Origin of the sequence: Nonomuraea sp. NPDC049028, assembly GCF_043197735.1 — a bacterium.
In the GTDB taxonomy this organism is placed as follows: Bacteria; Actinomycetota; Actinomycetes; order Streptosporangiales; family Streptosporangiaceae; genus Nonomuraea.
In genome coordinates, this window is record NZ_JBICTR010000029.1 from 14,560 (window position 1) to 36,985 (window position 22,426).

The window sequence follows — 22,426 nt, forward strand, 5'->3', positions numbered from 1 at the left end:
TCCGGCGGGAAACATGATCGAGGGTCGGTGCGTCCCCGGAAACGTGGGACGCACCGCCACAGAGCCGGCGTGGCCGGTCGGCGAGCCCCAACGGTGCCGGGGTGTTCGACACGGCCGTCACGCATACGTCACGAGCCGCCCGCGAGAGCGGGTGGTCTTCTGGCCGGCCCGGGCGGACGCGCCCGGGCATGGGCCGCGCCCGCGCACCGCCACACTGCAGGGCTGTGGCGCCGCGTGAGTCGCGGCTCGCCGCCGGTTCCGGATCCCCGGGGCCGGCGGCATCGTCATTTCTACAGCAGGCGGACGCCGGTGCGGCGGGCTATCTGGGCCTGCAGCCTGGCCATCTGCCAGTGGAGGTCGATGAGTTGCTCGGTCAGTTGGGCCCGGGGAACGTCTGCCACGTCCTCGACGGCCAGATGGTCGATCGCGGCCGCTAGCTCTCCCATCGCGCGCTCCCACTCCATCGGCGTCCTCGTATCGAAACAACGTTCGAATGATATCGGAACACCGGCCACGGTGTCAGTTATTTGCCCCGCGAGTCGCGCGGGCATGACGGCGGGCATGACAGAAGCGCGGACGCCTGACGGAGGCGTCCGCGGGAGCGGGGGGCGGTCAGCCCTGGTTGAGGGGCGAGGGTCAGCCCAAGGGGATCAGCCCGAAGGGATCAGCCCTTGTTGTAGGCGGCGAGGACTTCCTTGGGGTCGCCGTCCATCTTGATCTTGCCCTTGTGCAGCCAGATGACCCGGTTGCAGGTCTCCTCGATGACCCTGAGGTCGTGGGCCACGAGGAAGACCGTGCCCGCCGACTCGCGGATCTGCTTGATGCGTTCCTCGCTCTTCTTGCGGAACTCGCGGTCGCCGGTGGCCAGGGCTTCGTCGATCAGCAGCACGTCGTGGGTCTTGGCCGAGGAGATGGCGAAGCGCAGCCGGGCGCCCATGCCGGAGGAGTAGGTGGACATCGGCAGCTGGACGAACTCATCGATGCCGGAGAAGTCGACGATCTCCTGGTATTTCTCCCGGACCTCGCTCGGGGACATACCCATGGCATAGCAGCCGAGCACGATGTTGCGCTCGCCCGTGAGCTCGCGCATGAGCGCCGCGTTGACGCCGAGCAGCGACGGCTGGCCGTCGGTGTAGACGGCGCCCGAGTGCGGCGGCAGGAGGCCGGCGATAGCGCGCAGCAGCGTGGACTTGCCCGAGCCGTTGCGGCCGACGACGCCGATCGCGTCACCGTGGTAGGAGACGAAGGACACGCCCTTGACGGCGTGCACCTCCTTCATCTGCGGGCGCCCCTGGCGCTTGAGCAGCCGCGTGAGGGCGTTGACCGCGTTGCCCTTCTCGTTGTCGCTGGCCGCGCCGTAGACCCGGTAGACGATGTGGAGATCGTCGACGATGACTGTGGGCGTGCCCGTGGGGACGTCCAGAGGCCGCTTGCCGGCGGGGGCCGGGTTGGGGTGCACCCTGACGTCCTTGTTGGGGGCGTCCGCCTTGGGGACGACCTCGCCGGGGACGGCGGGCTCCTGGCCCTTCACCTGTGACAGCTCCTTGGTCAGTTCAGCCACGCCCGTACCTCTCCTCAGCTCGCCAGAAGTACCAGAAGCCGAAGCCGAGTGCGAACACTGCCCAGAATACGCATGACACCCACACCATCGTCGGGGGCATGTGCCCGTTCTCGCGATGGTATTCGTCGATGAGGATGTCACGCATCCACTCGATATAGGAGGCCGCGGGGTTGAGGTACATCACGTTGGCTACCCATTGGGGCAGATGAGCGCCGCTGACCACCCTGTCCTGGATGGAGAAGAAGACACCCGAGGCGTAGAGCCAGGTGCGCGTGATGAACGGCAGCAACTGGTTGAGGTCCCGCATGGAGGAGCCGAGCCGCGCGATCACCAGGCCGGCGCCGATGTTGAACAGGGTCTGCAACAGGAGCACGACCGGGATCAGCAGCCAGAACCAGTTGGGCAGCTCGCCGGTGAGCATGACAAGCGCCAGGAGCACGCCCATGGAGATGGCGAGCTGCTGCAGCTCCTGGATCGTGTAGGCCAGCGGCAGGGAGGCTCTCGGGAAGTGGAGCGCCCGGATCAGCGACAGGTTGCCGGAGATCGACTTGGCACCCGCGGTGACCGTCCGCTGCGTGTAGGTGAAGACGAACATCCCGGTCAGCAGGAAGGCCGGGTAGTTGGGAACGTTCTTGCTGCCACCCAGGATGATGCCGAACATCAGGAAGTAGATGGCGGCGTTCAGCAGCGGGGTCAGGACCTGCCACAGCTGGCCCAGGGCCGAGCTGGAGTACTTCGAGACGTTGCGCGAGGTCGCGTACGTCAGGATGAAGTGTCGGCGCTCCCACAGCTGGCGCACGTAGACAGGGAACCTCGGCCGCGCGATGGCACGGCGAAGCCCGTATCTCTGGGCGAGCTTGGCCAGCGGCTCCCCGCTTCGGCCGCCCGCCTGGGCGTCCGCTACAGCGGATTCCGGCTGGCTCATGGCAAGGACTCTATTGGATCCGGCTCGTTGAGGTGTCTGCCGCGACGGTTCGCGACAGACTGTTGGACGGTGTCCCGCGTTGACCGGTTCCAAGGCTGGTACCAGGGCATGCCAAGACTCGCTCAACCGTAGCTCAGCGACACGCGGGATGGCGGCTAGGGCGCGACCAGTGGCGCCAAGGGGGTATTTTTCATCAGCTGTTCACGTCCCGTAGTGTCCGCTTTAGAGGTTCTTCGGTGGGTTTGGTGCTCTATGCGAGAAATGACTGTGACGTTGGATAAGCGCACGTGTGACCGAACTGCAACGCACCAGAGACTCCGTGGTGGCAAGTAGTAAGGGATAGTCGCGATCGACTGGCAGGGCGTCGGCTGGTTTGACCAGGTCAGCCAAACCCGGGGGACGACAAGGAGCCCCCGTCAGGCTGCTCACGATCATCGCAGCTCAGCGCTTACGCCCACCTGTTTGAGGGAGGAATCTTTTTACCATGCGTGTTACTAAGGGCGCACAGATCGTCGCCGGTACCGCGCTGCTAGCCCTCGCGGTCGCCGCGTGTGGCGGCGGCGGATCCACGACCGGCAACCCCGCGTCGAGCGGAGGCGGCGACACGCCGGTCCGCATGGAACTGGGCGAGCCGCAGAACCTGCTGGTCCCGTCGAACACCACGGAGTCCGAGGGCGCTGAAGTCCTCGCTGCGGTGTTCGAGCCGCTCGTCAACTATGACGAGAACAAGCAGGTCGTCCTGGCGGCGGCCGAGTCGATCGAGAGCACCGACAACAAGGTGTGGACGATCAAGCTCAAGCCGTACACGTGGCAGGACGGCCAGCCTGTCACCGCGCAGAACTACGTCGACGCGTGGAACTACGCGGCCAACCAGGACAACGCCCAGGGCGCCGGCTACTTCTTCGGCCGCGTCGAGGGTTACGCCGACCTCAACCCTGGCGAGGGCAAGCAGGTCACCACCAAGGAGATGAAGGGCCTCAAGGCGGTCGACGACTCGACGCTGCAGGTCACGCTCACCGCGCCGTTCTCCCAGTTCAAGACCATGCTGGGCTACACCGCGTTCTACCCGCTGCCCAAGGCCGCCTTCGGCGCCGACGGCAAGGTGACGCAGGAGTACGGCGAGAAGCCGATCGGCCAGGGCCTGTTCAAGCTCGACAAGCCCTACAAGAAGGGCACCGACCAGTCCATCGACCTGTCGGTCTACGACAAGTACCCGGCCAAGAAGCCGAGTGGCTGGACCAAGCTGCAGTTCAAGCTCTACAACAGCTCTGAGACGGCCTACAACGACCTGCAGGCCGACAACGTCGACATCCACGACTCGCTGCCCGCCTCGGCGATCTCCAGCGCCAAGACGGCGCTCGGCGACCGCTACCAGGACCAGCCTGACGCCGGCGTCGGGTACATCGGCTTCCCGCTGAAGTACAACGACGAGTACAAGGACGTCAAGATGCGCGAGGCCATCTCGATGGCCATCGACAGGAAGACCATCGCCGAGACGGTCTTCTCCGGCACCCGTTCGCCGGCTGACGACTTCATCAACCCGGCCATCGACGGCTACCGTCAGGGCGCCTGCCAGGCCTGCCAGTACAACCCGACCAAGGCCAAGGAGCAGTACAAGGCGGCCAATGGTCCGGCGAAGCTGGAGCTCGGCTACAACGCCGACGGTGGCCACAAGGAGTGGATCGAGGCCGCGGCCAACAACCTCCGCGCCAACCTCGGTGTCGAGGTGACGGTCAAGCCGTTCGAGAAGTTCGCGAGCATCCTTGACGCCCTCGACAAGAAGGAATACAAGGGCATGTTCCGGATGGGCTGGGCGATCGACTACCCGTCCGCCGAGAACTACCTGACGCCGATCTTCTCGACCGGCGCCATCAAGACCGGTTCGAACTACGCGGGCTACTCCAACAAGGAGTTCGACGAGACGGTCGCCAAGGGCGACCAGGCGGCGACTCCCGAAGAGGGGCTGAAGTTCTACCAGCAGGCGGACGACATCCTCATCAAGGACCTTCCGTACATCCCTGTGTACTTCTACCGTAACAACTCGGGATACTCGACCAAGGTCAAGAACGTCAAGATCAACCTGCTCAACCAGGTTGAGTGGGCCGACGTCGAGAAGGCCTGACGCTGTTCGCGGGGGCGGGCGCCTAGCCGCCCGCTCCTCGAGAGCCCGCCACGAAGGCAGTCATTGGGGCCGTGAGAACCCCAGGTCCCGGCGACTGCCTTCTTGGCATGTACGGGAGGCTTGAATGGGCCGTTACGTTATCCGGCGCCTGATCCAGGCGATACCAGTCCTGCTGGGCGCCACCCTCTTCATCTTCGCCATCGTCTTCGCGCTTCCTGGCGACCCCATCGCGGCGCTGGCCGGCGAGAAGAGGCAAGATCCCAACATCGTGCTGATCCTGCGGGATCAGTATCACCTCAATGATCCGCTGCTGCTGCAGTACTGGTACTACATCAGCAACATCTTCCTGCACGGCGACTTCGGCAAGACCTTCGCCGGAGTGCCCGTGACCCAACTGATGGCCGGAAAGTTCCAGGTCACTCTGAACCTGGCGCTCGTCGCCCTCATCATGGAGGCGATCGCCGGCATCCTGCTCGGTCTGTGGGCCGCGCTGCGCCGCGGCCGGGCGATCGACACCATGATCCTCGCCTCGACGCTGCTGCTCATCTCCGTTCCGCCGCTGGTGACCGGCTTCGTGCTCCAGCTGTGGCTGGGCGTGTGGCTCAAGCAGCAGGTGGGATTCGAGATCTTCCCGATCGCGGGCATCACCGCGGGGTTCAAGGCGTACTTGCTGCCCGGATTCGTCCTGGCGGGGTCGGGGATCGCGTACCTCACCCGGCTCACAAGGACGAGCCTGGTGGAGACGCTGAGATCCGACTACATACGAACAGCGACTGCCAAGGGAATGCCGAGACGAAGAGTCATCGGCCGGCACGGGCTGCGCAACGCGCTGATCCCGCTGGTCACCTACCTGGGCGCCGACGTCGGCACGCTCATGGGAGGTGCGGTGATCACCGAGACCATCTTCAACATCCCGGGCATCGGCCTTCAGATCTACCAGGGTGTATATCTGAGGGAGCAACCCATTGTCGTAGGTATCGTGACGATTCTGGTGCTGGTCTACATCTTGGCGAACCTGCTTGTCGACCTGCTGTACGCCGTGCTCGACCCGAGGATCCGCTATGAGTAATGACCCACAGCTAGGACCTGTGCAGACCGTGACCGCGCCACCTCCTCAGGCCAAGCCCAAGCGGCAGGACAAGCCCGCAAGCCTGTGGAGCGACGCGCTCTACGACCTGCGGCGCAGGCCGATGTTCATCGTCTCGGTCGGGATCATCCTGATCCTGCTGGTCATGTCGATCTGGCCGTCGCTGTTCGCCTCGATCAACCCGTTCGATCCCAAGACCTGCGAACTGGCCACGGCGCGGCAGGGACCGAGCGCGGGCCACATCTTCGGCAAGGACAACCTCGGCTGCGACGTGTACGCCAGGACGATCTACGGCGCGCGCAACTCGATCGTCATCGGCATCACCACCATGATCGTCACGGCGGTCGTCGGTGGTCTGCTCGGCCTGCTCGCGGGCGCTCGCGGCGGAGCCATCGACACGGTGTCCTCCAGGATCACGGAGGTCTTCTTCGCGATTCCGTGGATCCTCGGTTCGCTGCTCATCACGGCCACTTTCCGGGACGTCGACCTGGGCATCTGGATCGTGGTCATCGCGCTGGCGGTGCTGTCCTGGCCGATGACGTTCCGCATCATGCGGGCGGCGGTGATGACCGCCAGGAGTCAGGACTTCGTGCTCGCGGCGCGTGCGCTGGGTGCCGGACAGAGCCGGATCATGTTCAAGCACCTGCTGCCGAACGCGCTCGCCCCGGTGATCGTCGTCTCGACGATCAACCTCGGCGGGTTCATCGCGGCGGAGGCGGCGCTGTCGTTCCTGGGAGTCGGGATCCAGTCCCCGAACATCTCCTGGGGTCTGATGATCGCCGATGCTCGCAACCGGTTCCTGGAGGCGCCGCTGCCGCTGTTCTTCCCGGCGCTGTTCCTGAGCATCACGGTGCTCGCGTTCATCATGCTGGGCGACGCGGTGCGCGACGCCCTCGACCCGAAGCTCAGGTAGGAGGGGGGTTCAAGTGAGAAAGGCAACAACGGACACGTTGCCCGCCGAGGGAGGGCTGGGTAACGAACCGCTGCTCGCCATCGAGGACCTGCACGTGGAGTTCCACACCCGCCCGGGAATCGTGCGTGCGGTCAACGGGGTCAGCTACTCGCTCAGCCCCGGGGAGACCCTCGCCGTGCTGGGCGAGTCGGGCTCCGGCAAGTCGGTGACCGCCCAGGCGATCATGGGCATCCTCGACATGCCGCCGGCCCGCATCCCCAAGGGAGAGATCCGCTTCCACGGCACCGACCTGCTGAAGCTGTCGGACGAGGCGCGCACCCAGGTGCGCGGTCAGCGGATCGCCATGGTGTTCCAGGACGCGCTGTCCGCGCTCAACCCGGTCTTCACCGTGGGCTGGCAGATCAGCGAGATGTTCCGGGTGCATCGCGGCATGTCCAAGCGCGATGCCGTGAAGAAGTCCATCGAGCTCATGGACAGGGTCCGGATCCCGGCCGCCAAGCAGCGGGTGAACGACTACCCGCACCAGTTCTCCGGGGGCATGCGCCAGCGCATCATGATCGCCATGTCGATCGCGCTGGACCCCGAGGTGCTGATCGCGGACGAGCCGACCACCGCGCTCGACGTGACGGTTCAGGCCCAGATCATGGAGCTGCTCGCCGAACTCCAGCGAGAGAGCAACATGGGCATGATCCTGATCACGCACGACCTCGGCGTTGTCGCCGACGTCGCCGACAAGATCGCGGTCATGTACGGCGGGCGGATCGTCGAGAACGCCCTCGTGCACGACATCTACGCGAGCCCGGCCCACCCCTACACCAAGGGGCTGCTGGAGTCGATTCCCAGGGTCGACCAAAAGGGTCAGGACCTGTACGCGATCAAGGGCCTGCCGCCCAACCTGCTCGACATGCCGACCGGCTGCGCCTTCCACCCGCGGTGCCCGTATCGCCAGGACAACTGCGTGACGGACAACCCCCCGCTCTACGAGATCAGCGGCACGCGCAGCAGCGCCTGCCACTACTGGAGGGAGGTCCTCGATGGCGACCAAGGGTGAGCGCATTCTCGAAGTCCGCGACCTCGTCAAGCATTTCCCCCTGACCCAGGGCATCGTCCTCAAGCGGCAGATCGGCGCGATCAAGGCCGTGGACGGTGTCTCGTTCGACCTCGACAAGGGTGAGACGCTGGGCATCGTCGGCGAGTCGGGCTGTGGCAAGTCCACGCTGGCCAAGGTGCTGATGGCGCTGGAGCGGCCGACCTCCGGTTCGGTGAAGATCAAGGGCCGGGACATCGCCAAGGCCAGGGGTGGCGAGCTCAAGCGGATGCGGCGCAACATCCAGATGGTGATGCAGGATCCGTACACCTCCCTGAATCCCCGGATGACCGTCGGCGACATCATCGGCGAGCCGTTCGACATCCACACCGAGGTCGCCCCCAAGGGCGACCGCCGCCGCAAGGTGCAGGAGTTGCTGGAGGTCGTGGGGCTCAACCCCGACCACATCAACCGCTACCCGCACCAGTTCTCGGGCGGGCAGCGTCAGCGCATCGGCATCGCCCGCGGGCTGGCGCTCCAGCCGGAGATCATCGTCTGCGACGAGCCGGTCTCCGCGCTCGACGTGTCGATCCAGGCCCAGGTCATCAACCTGCTGGAGCGGCTGCAGAACGAGTTCGACCTGGCGTACATCTTCATCGCCCACGACCTGTCGGTGGTGCGCCACATCTCCGACCGGGTCGCGGTGATGTACCTGGGCAAGGTGGTCGAGCTCGGTAAGGACACCGAGATCTACGACAAGCCCGCCCATCCGTACACGCAGGCGCTGCTGTCGGCCGTGCCGGTCCCCGACCCCGAGGGCCGCGAGCAGCGTGAGCGGATCATCCTGCAGGGCGACCCGCCGTCGCCCGCCAACCCGCCGTCGGGCTGCCGCTTCCGCACCCGCTGCTGGAAGGCGCAGGAGATCTGTGCGGAGGAGGAGCCGCTGCTGCAGATCCGGCCGGGGACAGGCCACGAGAGCGCCTGTCACTTCGCCGAGACGCACGACGTGGTCCACGTCGGCTGACCGCCGATGCCAAGGCCCTCCGCGGGAGCTTCCCGCGGAGGGCCTTGGCGGTTGTAGGGCAGGCTGGGTCAGCGGGTGGCTATGACGGCCGAGCCGTGGCCGAACAGGCCCTGGTTGGCGGCCAGGCCGACCCTGGCGCCCTCGACCTGGCGCTCGCCCGCCCGGCCGCGCAACTGCCGGGTGAGCTCGCAGACCTGGGCGATGGCCTGGGCGGGGATGGCCTCGCCGAACGAGGCGAGCCCGCCTGACGGGTTCACCGGTACGCGCCCGCCGAGCGCGGTGTCGCCCGCCCGCAGCAGCTTGCCGGCCTCGCCTGGCGGGCAGAGACCCACGTCCTCGATCCAGTCCAGTTCGAGGGCCGTGGACAGGTCGTACACCTCGGCGAACGAGACGTCGCCCGGTCCGACGCCCGCCTCCTCGTAGGCGGCGTGCGCGATGGCGGCCCTGAAGGGGCGTTCCGGAGGGGGTACGGCGGCGGACGAGTCGGTCGCGAAGTTCGGCAGCTCCAGGACCGTGTTGGGGAACGTGGGCGTCACCGTCGAGACGGCGGCGATGCGCACCGGGTCGGCCACGCCCAGCCGGCGGGCGTACTCCGGCGAGGCCAGCACCAGCGCGGCACCGCCGTCCGAGGTCGCGCAGATGTCCATGAGGCGCAAGGGGTCGGCCACCATGGGCGAGGCCAGGACCTCCTCGGCCGTGACGACCTTGCGGTAGCGGGCCATCGGGTTCAGCGAACCGGCCAGGGAGTTCTTGACCTTGACGGCGGCGAAGTCGTCGGTGGTCTCGCCGTACAGGGCCAGCCGTCTACGGGCATAAAGCCCGAAATATGCGGGATTAGTGGCACCGAGCAGCCGGAACCGCAGCCAGTCGGGGTCGTCCGGACGGTCGCCGCCGACCGGCTTGAAGAAGCCCTTGGGTGTGGCGTCCGCGCCCACCACCAGCGCCACGTCACAGAGCCCCGCCATGATCCGCATGCGCGCGATGTCGATCGCCTGCGCCCCCGACGCGCACGCCGCGTAGCACGAGGCGATGCGGGCGCCGGACCAGCCGAGGGCCTGGGCGTAGGTGGATCCGGCGACGAACCCCGGATAGCCGTTCCTGATCGTGTCGGCGCCCACCAGGAACTGGACGTCGGTCCAGGCGATCCCGGCGTCCCGCAGCGCCTCCCGGGCCGCCGCCACGCCGTACTCCGCGAACGGTTTGCCCTGCTTGCCCCACGGGTGCATGCCCGTACCGAGCACCACGACGCTCACGACGCGCGCCCCCACATCCACACCAGGGGTCCGTCGGCCAGCGGGCCGTGGGTGAGCTCGACCTCCATGCCGACCTCCAGCTCGTCCGCCGTGAGGTCCTTGACCTGCCCCAGCACCACGATGCCCGCGCCGGTCAGTTCCACCGCCGCCAGCGTCACGGGCGTGTACGGCTCGGCGGCCACGAACGGCTCGGGCGGCGGGTAGGCGGCGCTCGTGTACGACCAGACGCGGCCGCGGCTCGGCAGCCTGGTCTCCTCCATGGACTCCCCGTCGCAGTGCGGGTTGCGGCAGAACCCGCGCTGCGGCGGGAAGCAGACCGTGCCGCACGCCGCGCACCGGGTGCCGATCAGGTGGGTGCCGGCGTCCTCGATGACGAACCAGCCGTCGATCGCAAGGCTCATAGGGAGGAGTATCACACAAGCGCTTGCTAGGTTACATCCCTCCCGCGCCACCGGTGCCGGACGAGCACCCGGCCCGACATGACCGCCGTCAGCAGCACCATGCCGAGCACCACCGGCAGCCGCGACGACGGCGCCTGGGACGCCGGCGGCCGGGAAACCGGGCCGTCGCCGAAGTAGCCACCGGTCCCCACACCGGCCCCGGCGGACGCGGCGGCGGGCCTCGCCAGGCGGTCGGCCGCGCGCAGGGCGAGCAGCGCGTTGGCCACCCCGTGCCCGTACGAGCGGTTGTACCCGTCGGCGGGCCGCCGCCTGGCGCCCTGCTCGATGGCCGTCCGCACGTGGTACGGCGAAAGGTCGGGGTACGTCGCCTTGATCAGCGCGGCGATGCCCGCCACCATGGCCGCGGCCGAGCTCGTCCCGTCGCCCACCACGTACGAGTCGGCGCCGTCGGCGGTCACGATGCCGGTCCCCGGCGCGACCACCGAAAGGTAGTCCTGGCGGTTGGAGAACGGCGCCACCTCCAGCCGCCGGTCGACCGCGCCCACGGCGATCACGCCGGGGTAGGCGGCGGGGAAGTTCTTCTTGTTGGTCGTGTCGCCGTCGTTGCCGGACGAGGCCACCAGGACGGCACCGCGGCTGATGGCGTACTGGACGGCCTCCTCCTCGGCGGCCGAGCCCTCCCAGGAGCCGCTGCCGCCGCCGAGCGACATGCTGATGACGTCGGCGCCGTGGTCGACCGCGTAGCGAATGCCTTTGGCGAGGGCGTCGCGGCCGCCGGCGTGCTGCTTCTGGCGGAGCGGGTCGCCGTTCTCCAGCGTGACCCTGACGGACAGGACGCGGGCGGCGGGGGCGACCCCGATGACACCGCTGTCCGCGTAACCGCCGCCCTCGGTGCCGGTCGATACTTTGCCAATCGCCGTCCCGCTTGCTGCGGGAGCCCTTGTTCCGTGGTCGCCCACCGCAGGGATGCCTACTGCGGCCCTGTGTGGTGCGGGGATGCGTGCTGTCCCGCCGTTCGCTGTCAGGCTGTTCACTGTCGGGGCGCTGTGGCCGTGGCCGGCGATGAGGCTGGCCATGGCGGTGCCGTGGTGGCCCCACAGGGCCGGTTCGCCGGCGTCGCCGGTCAGGTCGGGCCCGGCGACCACCGCGCCGGCCAGGTCGGGGTGGCGGGCGTTCACACCGGTGTCCAGTACGGCGACCAGCACGCCGGCGCCCCGGCTCAGCTTCCACGCCTCCGGCAGGCGCAGGGTGGCGAGCTGCCACTGTCCGGCGCGGGCCGCCGAGCCCACGTCATCCGAGGCGCTCGGTCCCGCCCCGGCCACCAGGACCCCCGCCGCCAGGGGCCCGGCCATCAGCAGGCCCACCGCCAGCGAGCCGGCCAGGGGCCTGATCATCTGGTCAGACTTCCGTACAGGGCCGTGGCCAGCCGGCGGGCGGTGTCACCGAGGCGTCTGGCGACGAGCTCGCCCGGCTGGTATGGCCGGCCGTCCGCGTACCCGGCGGCCGTCGCGACGACGTAGGCTTCGTTCGACGAGATCAACGCGCCGGTGACGTACTGCGACTCGCCGAACCGCTCGGCCGGCCCACCGGGAAAGGCCACCGGCCGCACGGTCGGCAACCGCCCCGCGATGGTCCCGGACCGGTCCCCCAGCCCATCACCCCGGCCGGCACCCGACCCCAGGCCCGCCAAGCGCCCGGTCCCGGTCTCGGGCCCGATTCCGGGCAAGCGTCCGGTGGCCGAGTCCGGCAGCCGGTCAGTGCCGGTCTCTGCCCCGACTCTCGGCAAGCGTCCGGTGGCCGGGTCTGGCAGTTGGTCGGTGTCGGTCTCTGGCGCCTCGCCGGGCAGACGTCCGGTACCGGTCTCGGGCCCGATTCCCGGCAAGCGTCCGGTGGCCGCCCCAGGCAGCTGGCCGGTGCCGGTCGCTCGCGATCTGCCGAGCGGACGGCCCGCGCCGGTGTCTGGCGTGCCGTCGGGCGGACCGCCGGTACCGGCCCCTGACGGCCCGTCGGGACGGCCGGTGGCGGTCGCTCGCGGCCCGCCGGACATACAGCCGGTGCCGGACTCTGGTGACCCGGTCGGCAGGCGGCCCGCGAGTGTCAGCGGGAGGTCGTCCGTCAGGCGGTCAAGAGGCCGGAGGGAGTCAGGGCCGGTCAGTACGGCGATGCCGACCGTCGCCACGAACGTCTGCGTGCTGTCCGCGTACGTGGCGCGTAAGGCCGTGACGCACCCGCGCAGCAGCCGCGCGACCCCGGGCTGGAAGGCCACCCGGCACGGCGACTCCGGGGCGACGCCGGCCAGGACATAGGTCACGCGGGCCCCAGAGGGGCTGGTGCCGGGTACGGAGCTCGGGAACACCCTGGCCACCGGCCACGCGTGCCAGCGCTCCGGCACGGGTGGCTCCGACGACGGCAGGGCCGCGGACAGCAGTGAGAGCAGCACAACAGACAAAGGGAACACGTGCACCTCGCGGGCAGGGGAGGGGTCGCCCGATGCCCGTGCATTCTGACACGCGATCGACGGTCCAATCTGACGCTTCGGTAAACAGACCGATACGCGGTGTAATTTCCTTTTGGCGGCTTTCGTCTCGCGGAGCGGGCGAGAGTCGCACATGGGCCTGGTCAGGGCGAGGGCGAGAGCCGCACGTGGGCGCCCGGTGGCAGGCCGAGGCGCTGGGCCGCGTCGCCCGAGTTGACGGCTATGGCGATCAGCCCGGCCGAGTCCGCGAAGGCCACCAGCTCGCCCGGCGGCACCGCCGCGAACGTCTCCCGGTACGGCAGCGCCAACTGCCTGCGCCCCAGCCAGACCCCGAGCGTGTCCCCGATCCGCACGCCCAGCGCCGCCAGGTCGCCCGCCGCGATCGACAGCTGGGTGTTGCCATAGCGGTCGACCGAAACCACCTCACCCTCGACGCACCCCTCGCGGAGCTTCGAGGTCGGCTCCGGCAGCGAAACCAGCCGCGAGAGCGGAACCTCGGGCCCCAGCTCGGCCGGTTTGAGCCCGCCGCACAGCCGCCCGGCCACCGGCGAGAACACGTCCCGCCCGTGGAAGGTCGGCGAGACCGGATGCAGGAAGTAGTCGGCGTTGCTGATCTCGTAGGCCGCCTCCGCCCCGCCGCTGGCGTGCATGGCCCACGACAGGAGCCCGTTGTCGGGGCCGATGAACACCCGCCCGCCCGCCTCCACGGCGACCGCCCGCCTGGCTCCGCCCGCGCCGGGGTCGACCGCCCCGATGTGTACGCCCTTCGGGAGATAGGGGATGGTTTGGGAGAGTATGGCGGCGCCGCGCCGTACATCGCCCGAGGGGATCAGGTGGCACACGTCGATCACCCTGGCCTCGGGGGCGATCCCGGCTATCACTCCATGACAGGCGGCCACATAGCCATCTTCGAGTCCGTAGTCGGTGAGAAGTGTGATGACTGAGGTCACATTTGGTGACTGTACGTCTCTCAATCCGCCGTGAACACCCGCACTCCGCACATTACGATTGGCACGGGCCCGCGTGCCCACGATGTGATCGTCGCGCGCCCTTCCGAGGAGGACACCATGGACACTGCGCCGGTCAGCGGTGACAGTGCTGCCCAGGAACCGTCCAGACGACCCCTCTCCGACCGCGATCTCGAACTCCTCGCCTTCGAACGCCAATGGCGGCGTTACGCGGGTGCGAAGGAGCAGGCCATCAAGGAGACCTTCGGGTTCTCCGCCACCCGCTACTACCAGCTTCTCGGTGAGCTGATCGATCGGCCGGAGGCGCTCCAGCAGGATCCGATGCTGGTCAAACGGCTGCGCCGGCTGCGTTCCACGCGCCAGCGCGAGCGCGCCGCCAGACGGTTTGGCATGCGCCCCTGACCTGCTGGGTAAGGCAGGCGCGTGAAGAACATCAGACAAACGGGATCACCCGGTATGGAAGCGATCCTGAAGGATCCGGCGGGAGCCGTGATCGGGCTCGACTTCGACGGCACCCTCGCGCCGATCGTGGCCGATCCCGCCTCCGCCAGGATTCATCCGGAAGCGCCGCCCGTACTCGCCGAGCTGGGCAGGTACGTCAATGCGGTGGCGATCGTGACCGGCCGGCCGGTGGCCACGGCTCTGCGGCTCGGGTCCGGCCTGGCTGACGCGCCGGGCTCAACCGACGCGTCCGGCCCGACCGACGCGCCCGGGTTGGCCGATGTGCCCGGCCTGGTGGTGCTGGGGCATTACGGGTTCGAGCGCTGGGAGGACGGCCGGGTCTCGGCGCCGCCGCCCCCGCCCGGCGTGCTCGAGGCCGAGGCCGAGCTGCAACTGCTGCTCGTCTCCCTCGGCGTGAAAGGCGTGGCGATCGAGGACAAGGGCCGGGCGGTCGCCGTGCACACCCGACGCAGCGCCGACCCCGAGGGCACGCTGGAGGCCCTGCGTGAGCCGCTGGCCGCACTGGCGAAGAAGCACGGGCTGGTCGTCGAGCCCGGCCGGCTGGTGCTCGAACTGCGGCCGCCGGGCATGGACAAAGGGCACGCGCTCGGCCTGTTCCTGGCCGAGCGGGCGGCCAGGTCGGTCATGTTCGTCGGCGACGACCTGGGCGATCTGGCGGCCTTCGACGCGGTCAGGAACTCAGGGTTGCCGGGGGTGAACGTGTGCAGCGGCTCGGCCGAGGTGACCGCGCTGGCCGAGCGGGCCGACATCGTGGTGGACGGCCCCGACGGCGTGGTGGCCCTGCTGCGGGAGCTCGCGTCGGCTTTCAAGGGGCACTAATTCGCGCTAACTCGCCTACAAGTACGCAACCCGCGTGCAAGCGCGCGCCGGTACGGTCGCGGGATGTCGAAGAGATACCTCGCCGTGGCGGGCCTGTCCGTGGCCGCCGCCCTCCTCGTCCCGGCCGCCCCTGCCTCGGCGAGCACCGCGAACCATCCGCTCAAGCTGCGCCAAGGGCTGACGCTGTCCCTTCCGAGCTCATGGAAGGTGTACGGCAAGGGCGACTGGATCCATGTCGTCACCGGCAAGTGCGCCAAGCCCAAAGGGGAGTACTTCACGCCGGAGTGCCGCGGCTTCTGGGTGCTCGGGCCCGCGGCCATCAAGGTGGGTCACGAGCTCAATCCGTACACGCCCGACCGGCCCTTCTACTCGGCGACCGACGTGGAGCCCTGCCCGCTCAACCGCAAGTGGAGCCAGACGTTCAACGGCTCGGCGGCCAAGGGGCTGCGCCAGGTCGGGCCCGGCCACAAGGCGTACTACCGCGCGTGGAAGGGCACCTGCGTCACCGGGACGGGCAAGGCGCGGGCCGCCTTCGTCCAGCGGGAGTGGTACCTGCCCAAGAGCGGCGTCCTCGTCGTCGACTCATGGAACACCCCCGGCCTGCCCGGCGTACTCAAGCACGCGACCTGGCGATAAGCGTCCCCGGCCTGCTCAAGCACGCGACCTGGCGATAAGCGCTCAGGCGCGCGGCCTGGCGATGAGCACACCGCCGGCGGCCAGCCCGATGAGGACGGGGACCAGCAGGAACGCGTTCCAGGTGCCGAAGCCGTCGGCGAGCGCGCCGAGCGCGAGTGGGCCGAGGGCCATCGCGGACCCGGCCCAGATCGGCGCGGCCGCGCCGGCCCGGTCGGGCCGGTCGCCCGCGTGCGTGATCAGCGCGGCCAGCGCGAGCGGGAAGTGCAGGGACGCGCCGAGCCCGCTGAGCGCGAGACCCGCGTAGGACAGGACGGGCCAGGTGCTCAGCCAGAAGAGCAGCCAGCCCACCGCGGTGACCGCCAGCGCGCCCAGGAAGAGCCGCGCGGGTGGCAGGCGTAAGGCCAGGTACGCGCCGGCGAACCGGCCCGCTGCCAGCCCGGCCAGGAACGCGGTCAGCCCGGTGGCCGCCGCGGCCGCGCTCAGGCCGGTGCGCGCGGCGAACAGTTCGGCGGCCCATAAGTTGAACGAGAACTCCAGCGCCACGCAGCAGCACAGCACGCCGCCCGCCACGAAGAAGCGCCACCCGGGCGGCGTCGGCCGTTCGCCAACAAGCAGGGTCGCCGAGGTCGTTGCCGGGGTCCAGACCCGCGCCATCGTCACGACCAGCAGCGCGGTGAGCGCGGGGGTGAGGAGCAGCGCGGCCCGCCAGCCGAGCGCGGTCTGCGCGACCGCGCTGAGCAGGAAGGTCGCCGCCACGCCCGCCACGACGCCGACGGCGTTCGCCTCGCTCAGCGCGGCCGGGCCGGCCGGCCCGTGGTGCTCGCTGAGTGCGGCCATGGCGCTGTAGAGGGCGATCGAGCCGAAGCCGCCGGCCACGCCATAGCCGAGCAGGGTCAGGGGCAGCGCGGAGAACAGCACGATCAGGAGCACGCCCGCGTTCATCCCGGCCAGGCCGATCCAGGTGGTGGTCCGCCTGCCGTAGCGCCTGGTGAGGAGCGGGAGGGAGAGGCCGGCCAGGATCGTGCCCACGGCCATCGCGGTGCCGTGCAGGCCGGCGACCGTGCCGGAGGTGCGCTGCTGGAGGCGGAGGAGCGGCAGGGCCGCGCTCAGGCCGTAGATGAACGTGGCGAACGTACCGAGGATCAGGTAGATCAGCCAGGTCGGCCGGTCCCTGGTCAGCCGGGTGCTCTCTGAGATCGCCGACATGCTAGGCCAGCGCGTCCAGCTGGGCGGCGAACCACTTCTGCGGCGGGAGTGCGGTGGCCGCCGCCTCCAGCCGATCGCGGCGGTTCATGCGCTCCTCCTCGGGCATGACCAGCGCGTCGTGCAGCGCGACGGCCGTGCCGCTCACGTCGTAGGGGTTGACCAGGAGCGCGTGCGGGCCCAGCTCGGCCGCCGCGCCCGCCTCGCGCGAGAGCACCAGCGCGGCGCGCGACGACAGGATCGGGCCCTCCTTGGCCACCAGGTTCATGCCGTCGCGGATCGGGTTGACCAGCAGCACGTCGGCCAGCCGGTAGGCGGCCAGCGAGCGCGGGTAGTCGTCGTTGACGTTGAGTATCAGCGGGTCCCAGTCCTCGGTGCCGAACTCGTCCTCGATCTCCTGGGCGCAGCGCTGCACCGAGGCGGTGTATTCGCGGTATTCGGGCAGGTCGTGCCGGCTGGGATAGGCGAACGCCAGATGCACCACCCGGCCGTGCCACTCCGGATGGGCGAGCAGGAACTCCCGGTAGGCCACCAGCCCGCGGACGATGTTCTTGGACAGCTCGGTGCGGTCGATGCGGACGATCAGCCGGCGGTCGCCGACCTGCTCCTTGATCGCGGCGATGTTGGACTCGACGTCGGGCTCGTGGGCCCGTGCCCACAGCGCCTCGCCGTCGACGCCGAGGCCGTGCACGCCGATGCGGGTGGTCCTGCCCTCGTGGGTGACCGTACGGCCGGCCCGGTCGACCTCCGCGCCGAGCAGGGCGCGGCAGCAGTCCATGAACGCCCCCGCCCAGCGTTCGGTGAGGAAGCCGGCGTGGTCGGCGCCCAGGATGCCTTCGAGCACCTCGCGCGCGACGTCGTCGGGCAGCAGCGAGAAGTATTCGGGCGGCGCCCACGGCGTGTGGCTGAAGTGCGCGATGCGCAGGTCGGGCCGCTCGGCGCGGAGCATCGCCGGGGTCAGCGTGAGGTGGTAGTCCTGGACCATCACGCGGGCCTCGTGCCCGGCCTCCTCGGCCAGCGCCAGCGCGAACGCGCCGTTGTAGTCGCGGTAGGACTCCCACTCGCGCTCGAACCTGGTGCCGAACAGCGGCGCGTTGGGAATGTCGTAGAGCAGGTGGTTGACGAACCACAGCGTGGAGTTGGCCACGGCGTTGTAGGCGCGGTGGAAGGTGGCCGGCGGGATGTCGAGCATCCGCAGCGCGCCGGTGTCGTAGCCGGCCTGGTCGAGCCGGCCGCCGGGCGCCTGGCGTACGGCACCGCGGTCACCGTCGGACAAAGCAGCACAGACCCACAGCACGCCGTCGTCCTTCAGGACCCCGGAGAGCCCGGACACCAGGCCGCCACCGCCGCGCTTCATCGTCAGCACACCGTCGTCCGAGACGGTGAACGAGACGGGTCCTCTGTTAGAGGCGACCAGGACGCTGTTCATTAAAGCTCCCTCCGACCATAGGATCCCAGCTATGGCGCTTGATGACCTAACCGAGGAACTCGCCCGCTCCGCCGCTGCCGGAGATCATCGCGCACTGGGCGAGCTCCTGAGGCGGATCGAACCCGATGTTCTGCGCCATTGCGCCCGAATCCTGCCCTATCACCAGGATGCGGAAGAGGCCTCCCAGGACACTTTGCTGGCCGTGGCGCGCAACATCGGGCGCTTCGAGGGGCGGGCCAGGTTCAGCACCTGGCTGCACATCGTGACGGCCAACTGCGCCCGTACGACCTACCGCACGCTGAAGCGCCGCTCGGCCGAGCAGACCTCCGACGAGCTCCCCATGCAGAAGCCCGACGCGCGGCGGGTCAGCGTGATCGCCGGGTCGCGGCTCGACCTGCTCGACGCGATGGAGTCGCTGGAGGCCAGCAAGCCCGACCTGGCCCAGGCCCTGGTGCTGCGCGACATCGTGCAGCTCGACTACAACGAGGTCGCCGAGCAGCTCGGCATCCCGCTCGGCACCGCGAAATCCCGCATCCACCAGGCGCGCAAGTACGTGCAGGGCGTGCTGGGGGAAGATTACCGCTGAGACTGTACGTCTCGCTTCGTGAGACGGTTGGTGGCTTGACGCGCCTGGCCAGGTAGAGTCAGCTCAGACAACTGAATATTGCTCATCCAGAGGGGTGGAGGGACCGGCCCTGCGAAGCCCCGGCAACCCTCCCGGATTCAGACTCGCGACAGGGCGAGGCCGACCGGGACAAGGTGCCAATTCCGGTCTGTGGTCAAGGTGGCCGCAGGCGAAGATGAGGGAAGGCCTCGCTTCATGTCGCACGACTTCGGACCCGCTGTCGCTCTCTCCTGCCGCGAGTGCGGCACCCGTTACGAACTCGGTCCCAGCTTCGCCTGCCTGGAGTGTTTCGGGCCGCTCGAAGCGGCCTACTCCTTCGGTGACGTCACCCGGAAGGACATCGAGTCCGGCCCCGCCAACATCTGGCGCTACCGCTCACTGCTCCCCGTGCCCGTCGACGTCGCCACCAAGCCGAACATGAACCCCGGCTGGACCAAGCTCGTCAAGGCCGGCAACCTCGGCCGCGCGCTGGGCATCAAGTCCCTGTACGTCAAGGACGACTCGGGCAATCCCACCCACTCCTTCAAGGACCGGGTGGTGGCCATCGCCGTCGAGGCGGCGCGTAACTTCGGGTTCCACACCCTTTCCTGCTCCTCCACCGGCAACCTCGCGGGCGCGGTCACGGCCGCCGCCGCAAGGGCCGGGCTCGACGCGTGCGTGTTCATCCCCGCCGGGCTGGAGCAGGCCAAGATCGCCATGGCTCGCGTGTTCGGCGGCCGGCTGGTCGCCATCGAGGGCTCGTACGACGAGGTCAACCGGTTCTGCTCCGAGCTCATCGGCGACCCGCTGGGCGACAAGTGGGGCTTCGTCAACGTCAACCTGCGGCCCTACTACGCCGAAGGCTCCAAGACGCTCGCCTACGAGATCGCCGAGCAGCTCGGCTGGCGGCTGCCCGAGCAGATCATCATCCCGGTGGCCTCCGGCTCCCAGCTCACCAAGATCGACAAGGGCTTCAAGGAGCTGATCGCGCTCGGCCTGGTCGAGGACCGGCCTTACAAGATCTTCGCCGCGCAGGCCAAGGGCTGCTCTCCCGTGTCGACCGCGTACAAGGCCGGCCACGACGTGGTTCAGCCGGTCAAGCCCGACACCATCGCCAAGTCGCTGGCCATCGGCAACCCCGCCGACGGCCCGTACGTGCTCGACATCGCCCGCCGCACCGGCGGGGCGGTGGAGGACGTCACGGACCCCGAGATCGTCGCCGCCATCAAGCTGCTGGCCTCTACGGAGGGCATCTTCGCCGAGACGGCCGGCGGCGTCACCGTGGGAGTGCTGAAGAAGCTCGTCGAGACCGGGCAGCTCGACCCGGAGGCCGAGACCGTGGTGCTCAACACCGGCGACGGGCTCAAGACGCTCGACGCCGTCGCCGACGACGCCCAGCCCACGGCAGTGATCCGGCCCTCGCTCGACGCGTTCCGCGCGGCTGTCTGACAACCAGGAAAGGCAAGTTAATCATGAGCGTTTCTGTGCGGATTCCCACCATTCTGCGCACCTACACCGGTGGTAACGCGGAAGTGAGTGGGGAGGGCGCGACTCTCCGTGACGTGCTGGCGAAGCTCGACTCCGACTACCCGGGGATCGGCGCGAGAATTCTGGATGAATCGGGCAAGATTCGTCGTTTTGTCAACGTTTATGTTGGCGAAGAGGATGTCCGTTTTGTCGACGGACTTGACACGGCCGCCCCCGAAGGCACGCAGATCTCCATCATCCCGGCGGTCGCCGGAGGGTAGTCACCCGCTCACTTAAGAAGGCGCTCCCATCTGGGGCGCCTTCTGTTTTTTCCGACAATTCAACGTTGAACGACTCACTCGCCGATGAAATGCGTAATTTGTTGATTGACTCTGTTGCCAAACGCTGTGCCACAGGTATGGTCGAGGGCGATCGTCTGGTGATTTCTCCATATGTCAGGCGATTGAGGGTCTCGCGTAGGAATGGGCGGGATCTATGAGCCCAGTAAGAGGAGTCGGAAGTGGCGCAGGGCACCGTCAAGTGGTTCAACGCGGACAAGGGCTACGGCTTCATCGCGGTAGACGGTGGCAAGGATGTATTCGTCCATTACTCAGCGATCATGATGGATGGCTATCGCTCGCTCGAACAAGGCCAGCGCGTCGAGTTCGAGATCACGCAGGGGCAGAAGGGCCCCCAAGCGGAGTCCGTGCGAGCGGTCTGAACTCACGAAGCTGGTATGTACCGGCAGGTCGCACGGCAGCGCAGTCCGGGCGAAACCACCACTCATCCTTCGTCGACTCGGCTACGGCGGGTCCGGGCGGGCCCGCCGTACTGACTGACCTGGGCATGCGGGTGTCTCAGCTTGCACTCGGCAGGGTAGAGTGCTAAACAGTTCGTTGGCACTCTCTGTTCGAGAGTGCCAACACTGGATCGGGACGATGGGGTCTGCCGAACGGAGATGCAGGCCCATGCCGTCGCGGGCGTCGGCTCGGTCCATTGAAGCCACCCTGCATCTGGGAGGTCTAGCCTTATGGCAGCCAAGATGATCGCGTTTGACGAGGACGCCCGGCGCGGTCTCGAGCGCGGCATGAACCAGCTGGCCGACGCGGTCAAGGTGACCCTGGGTCCCAAGGGCCGCAACGTCGTGCTGGAGAAGAAGTGGGGCGCTCCCACGATCACCAACGATGGTGTGTCCATCGCCAAGGAGATCGAGCTCGAGGACCCGTGGGAGAAGATCGGCGCCGAGCTGGTCAAGGAGGTCGCCAAGAAGACGGACGACGTCGCGGGTGACGGCACCACGACGGCCACCGTGCTCGCCCAGGCGCTGGTGCGCGAGGGCCTGCGCAACGTCGCCGCCGGCGCCAACCCGATGTCGCTGAAGAAGGGCATCGAGTCGGCGGTCGAGCGGGTCAGCGAGGAGCTGTCCAAGCTGGCCAAGGACGTGGAGACCAAGGAGCAGATCGCCTCCACCGCCTCCATCTCCGCCGCCGACCCCGAGATCGGCTCGCTCATCGCCGAGGCGATGGACAAGGTCGGCAAGGAAGGCGTCATCACCGTCGAGGAGAGCAACACCTTCGGCCTTGAGCTTGAGCTCACCGAGGGCATGCGCTTCGACAAGGGCATGACGTCGATGTACTTCGTGACGGACTCCGAGCGCATGGAGGCCGTGCTCGAGGACCCGTACATCCTGATCGTCAACTCGAAGATCTCGGCCAACAAGGACCTGCTGCCGCTGCTCGACAAGGTCGTGCAGTCCGGCAAGCCGCTCCTGATCATCTCCGAGGACATCGAGGGCGAGGCCCTGGCCACCCTGGTGGTCAACAAGATCCGTGGCCTGTTCCGCTCGGTCGCGGTCAAGGCTCCGGGCTTCGGTGACCGCCGCAAGGCCATGCTGGGCGACATCGCCACGCTGGCCGGCGGCCAGGTGATCTCCGAGGAGATCGGCCTCAAGCTGGAGAACGCCACCCTCGACCAGCTGGGCCGCGCCCGCAAGGTCGTGGTGACCAAGGACGAGACCACCATCGTCGACGGTGCCGGTGACCCCGAGCA

At 68.5% G+C, this 22,426-nt stretch carries 23 protein-coding genes and 1 riboswitch; of the genes, 13 read left to right on the forward strand and 10 right to left on the reverse strand.

Going from position 1 to position 22,426, the window contains the following annotated elements:
- Positions 1-290 precede the first annotated feature (290 nt).
- The 3 genes from ACGFJ2_RS58285 to ACGFJ2_RS58295 form a co-directional block, all read right to left on the reverse strand.
- Positions 291-446 (reverse strand): hypothetical protein, encoded by a 156-nt coding sequence (locus ACGFJ2_RS58285; RefSeq protein WP_225302514.1) that lies wholly within the window; start codon positions 444-446, stop codon positions 291-293.
- Positions 447-664: 218 nt separating this feature from the next.
- On the reverse strand, positions 665-1,561 hold the full coding sequence (locus ACGFJ2_RS58290; protein WP_393483919.1) for an ABC transporter ATP-binding protein: 897 nt from the start codon (positions 1,559-1,561) through the stop codon (positions 665-667).
- Positions 1,554-2,486 carry an ABC transporter permease gene (locus ACGFJ2_RS58295; protein ID WP_358205949.1) on the reverse strand — a complete coding sequence of 311 codons (933 nt, stop codon included), beginning with the start codon at positions 2,484-2,486 and terminating at the stop codon, positions 1,554-1,556. The genes ACGFJ2_RS58290 and ACGFJ2_RS58295 overlap by 8 nt, the downstream gene beginning before the upstream one ends.
- Positions 2,487-2,970: 484 nt before the next feature.
- Between ACGFJ2_RS58295 and ACGFJ2_RS58300 the strand changes: the two genes are divergently transcribed.
- The 5 genes from ACGFJ2_RS58300 (at position 2,971) to ACGFJ2_RS58320 (ending at position 8,659) form a co-directional block, all read left to right on the forward strand.
- The gene (locus tag ACGFJ2_RS58300) at positions 2,971-4,608 is read left to right on the forward strand and encodes an ABC transporter substrate-binding protein (protein WP_393483922.1); all 1,638 of its coding nucleotides are present in this window, start codon (positions 2,971-2,973) and stop codon (positions 4,606-4,608) included.
- 124 nt (positions 4,609-4,732) lie between these two features.
- On the forward strand, positions 4,733-5,677 hold the full coding sequence (locus tag ACGFJ2_RS58305) for an ABC transporter permease (RefSeq protein WP_357961719.1): 945 nt from the start codon (positions 4,733-4,735) through the stop codon (positions 5,675-5,677).
- Positions 5,670-6,608, forward strand: coding sequence for an ABC transporter permease (locus ACGFJ2_RS58310; RefSeq protein WP_357961721.1), 939 nt, complete (start codon positions 5,670-5,672; stop codon positions 6,606-6,608). Before ACGFJ2_RS58305 ends, ACGFJ2_RS58310 begins: the two co-directional genes overlap by 8 nt.
- Before the next feature lie 13 nt (positions 6,609-6,621).
- On the forward strand, positions 6,622-7,659 hold the full coding sequence (locus ACGFJ2_RS58315) for an ABC transporter ATP-binding protein (RefSeq protein WP_357961724.1): 1,038 nt from the start codon (positions 6,622-6,624) through the stop codon (positions 7,657-7,659).
- On the forward strand, positions 7,643-8,659 hold the full coding sequence (locus ACGFJ2_RS58320) for a dipeptide ABC transporter ATP-binding protein (protein ID WP_357961726.1): 1,017 nt from the start codon (positions 7,643-7,645) through the stop codon (positions 8,657-8,659). The genes ACGFJ2_RS58315 and ACGFJ2_RS58320 overlap by 17 nt, the downstream gene beginning before the upstream one ends.
- A gap of 68 nt (positions 8,660-8,727) precedes the next feature.
- Here ACGFJ2_RS58320 and ACGFJ2_RS58325 read toward each other — a convergent pair whose 3' ends face one another.
- The 5 genes from ACGFJ2_RS58325 to ACGFJ2_RS58345 all read right to left on the reverse strand — a co-directional run bounded on the left by ACGFJ2_RS58325 (position 8,728) and on the right by ACGFJ2_RS58345 (position 13,739).
- On the reverse strand, positions 8,728-9,912 hold the full coding sequence (locus tag ACGFJ2_RS58325; protein WP_358205934.1) for a lipid-transfer protein: 1,185 nt from the start codon (positions 9,910-9,912) through the stop codon (positions 8,728-8,730).
- A complete protein-coding gene (locus ACGFJ2_RS58330) occupies positions 9,909-10,313 on the reverse strand; it encodes a Zn-ribbon domain-containing OB-fold protein (RefSeq protein WP_357961731.1) in 405 nt (134 codons plus the stop codon). The genes ACGFJ2_RS58325 and ACGFJ2_RS58330 overlap by 4 nt, the downstream gene beginning before the upstream one ends.
- Positions 10,314-10,339: 26 nt before the next feature.
- Positions 10,340-11,707 (reverse strand): S8 family serine peptidase, encoded by a 1,368-nt coding sequence (locus ACGFJ2_RS58335; protein ID WP_393483929.1) that lies wholly within the window; start codon positions 11,705-11,707, stop codon positions 10,340-10,342.
- Positions 11,704-12,762: a hypothetical protein gene (locus ACGFJ2_RS58340; RefSeq protein ID WP_393483932.1), complete on the reverse strand. Its 1,059-nt coding sequence runs from the start codon at positions 12,760-12,762 to the stop codon at positions 11,704-11,706. Before ACGFJ2_RS58340 ends, ACGFJ2_RS58335 begins: the two co-directional genes overlap by 4 nt.
- Before the next feature lie 170 nt (positions 12,763-12,932).
- Entirely contained in the window at positions 12,933-13,739 is an 807-nt protein-coding gene (locus ACGFJ2_RS58345) for an SAM-dependent chlorinase/fluorinase (RefSeq protein ID WP_357961739.1), read from the reverse strand.
- A 117-nt stretch (positions 13,740-13,856) separates the two neighbouring features.
- On the opposite strand from ACGFJ2_RS58345, the gene ACGFJ2_RS58350 reads away from it, so the two are divergent.
- The 3 genes from ACGFJ2_RS58350 to ACGFJ2_RS58360 all read left to right on the forward strand — a co-directional run bounded on the left by ACGFJ2_RS58350 (position 13,857) and on the right by ACGFJ2_RS58360 (position 15,674).
- Entirely contained in the window at positions 13,857-14,159 is a 303-nt protein-coding gene (locus ACGFJ2_RS58350) for a DUF3263 domain-containing protein (RefSeq protein ID WP_357961742.1), read from the forward strand.
- Positions 14,160-14,213: 54 nt separating this feature from the next.
- Positions 14,214-15,038, forward strand: coding sequence for a trehalose-phosphatase (gene otsB / locus ACGFJ2_RS58355; protein ID WP_357961745.1), 825 nt, complete (start codon positions 14,214-14,216; stop codon positions 15,036-15,038).
- Between the two features lie 63 nt (positions 15,039-15,101).
- Positions 15,102-15,674, forward strand: coding sequence for a hypothetical protein (locus ACGFJ2_RS58360; protein WP_358205910.1), 573 nt, complete (start codon positions 15,102-15,104; stop codon positions 15,672-15,674).
- A 42-nt stretch (positions 15,675-15,716) separates the two neighbouring features.
- On the opposite strand, the gene ACGFJ2_RS58365 is transcribed toward ACGFJ2_RS58360, so the two are convergent.
- Both ACGFJ2_RS58365 and ACGFJ2_RS58370 read right to left on the reverse strand, forming a co-directional pair.
- Positions 15,717-16,880, reverse strand: coding sequence for an MFS transporter (locus ACGFJ2_RS58365; protein ID WP_393483937.1), 1,164 nt, complete (start codon positions 16,878-16,880; stop codon positions 15,717-15,719).
- Position 16,881: 1 nt separating this feature from the next.
- Positions 16,882-18,306, reverse strand: a complete 1,425-nt coding sequence (locus ACGFJ2_RS58370) for a trehalose-6-phosphate synthase (protein ID WP_393483940.1) — start codon at positions 18,304-18,306, stop codon at positions 16,882-16,884.
- Positions 18,307-18,337: 31 nt separating this feature from the next.
- On the opposite strand from ACGFJ2_RS58370, the gene ACGFJ2_RS58375 reads away from it, so the two are divergent.
- The 5 genes from ACGFJ2_RS58375 to groEL form a co-directional block, all read left to right on the forward strand.
- Positions 18,338-18,892 carry an RNA polymerase sigma factor gene (locus ACGFJ2_RS58375; protein WP_357961758.1) on the forward strand — a complete coding sequence of 185 codons (555 nt, stop codon included), beginning with the start codon at positions 18,338-18,340 and terminating at the stop codon, positions 18,890-18,892.
- Between the two features lie 79 nt (positions 18,893-18,971).
- Positions 18,972-19,113: riboswitch (SAM riboswitch) on the forward strand.
- A 13-nt stretch (positions 19,114-19,126) separates the two neighbouring features.
- The gene (gene thrC, locus ACGFJ2_RS58380) at positions 19,127-20,359 is read left to right on the forward strand and encodes a threonine synthase (protein WP_357961761.1); all 1,233 of its coding nucleotides are present in this window, start codon (positions 19,127-19,129) and stop codon (positions 20,357-20,359) included.
- 23 nt (positions 20,360-20,382) lie between these two features.
- Positions 20,383-20,658 carry a MoaD/ThiS family protein gene (locus ACGFJ2_RS58385; RefSeq protein WP_393483944.1) on the forward strand — a complete coding sequence of 92 codons (276 nt, stop codon included), beginning with the start codon at positions 20,383-20,385 and terminating at the stop codon, positions 20,656-20,658.
- A 239-nt stretch (positions 20,659-20,897) separates the two neighbouring features.
- Positions 20,898-21,098: a cold-shock protein gene (locus ACGFJ2_RS58390; protein WP_068927743.1), complete on the forward strand. Its 201-nt coding sequence runs from the start codon at positions 20,898-20,900 to the stop codon at positions 21,096-21,098.
- A gap of 309 nt (positions 21,099-21,407) precedes the next feature.
- The coding region (gene groEL / locus ACGFJ2_RS58395; RefSeq protein WP_357961767.1) for a chaperonin GroEL at positions 21,408-22,426 on the forward strand (1,019 nt) is incomplete at its 3' end.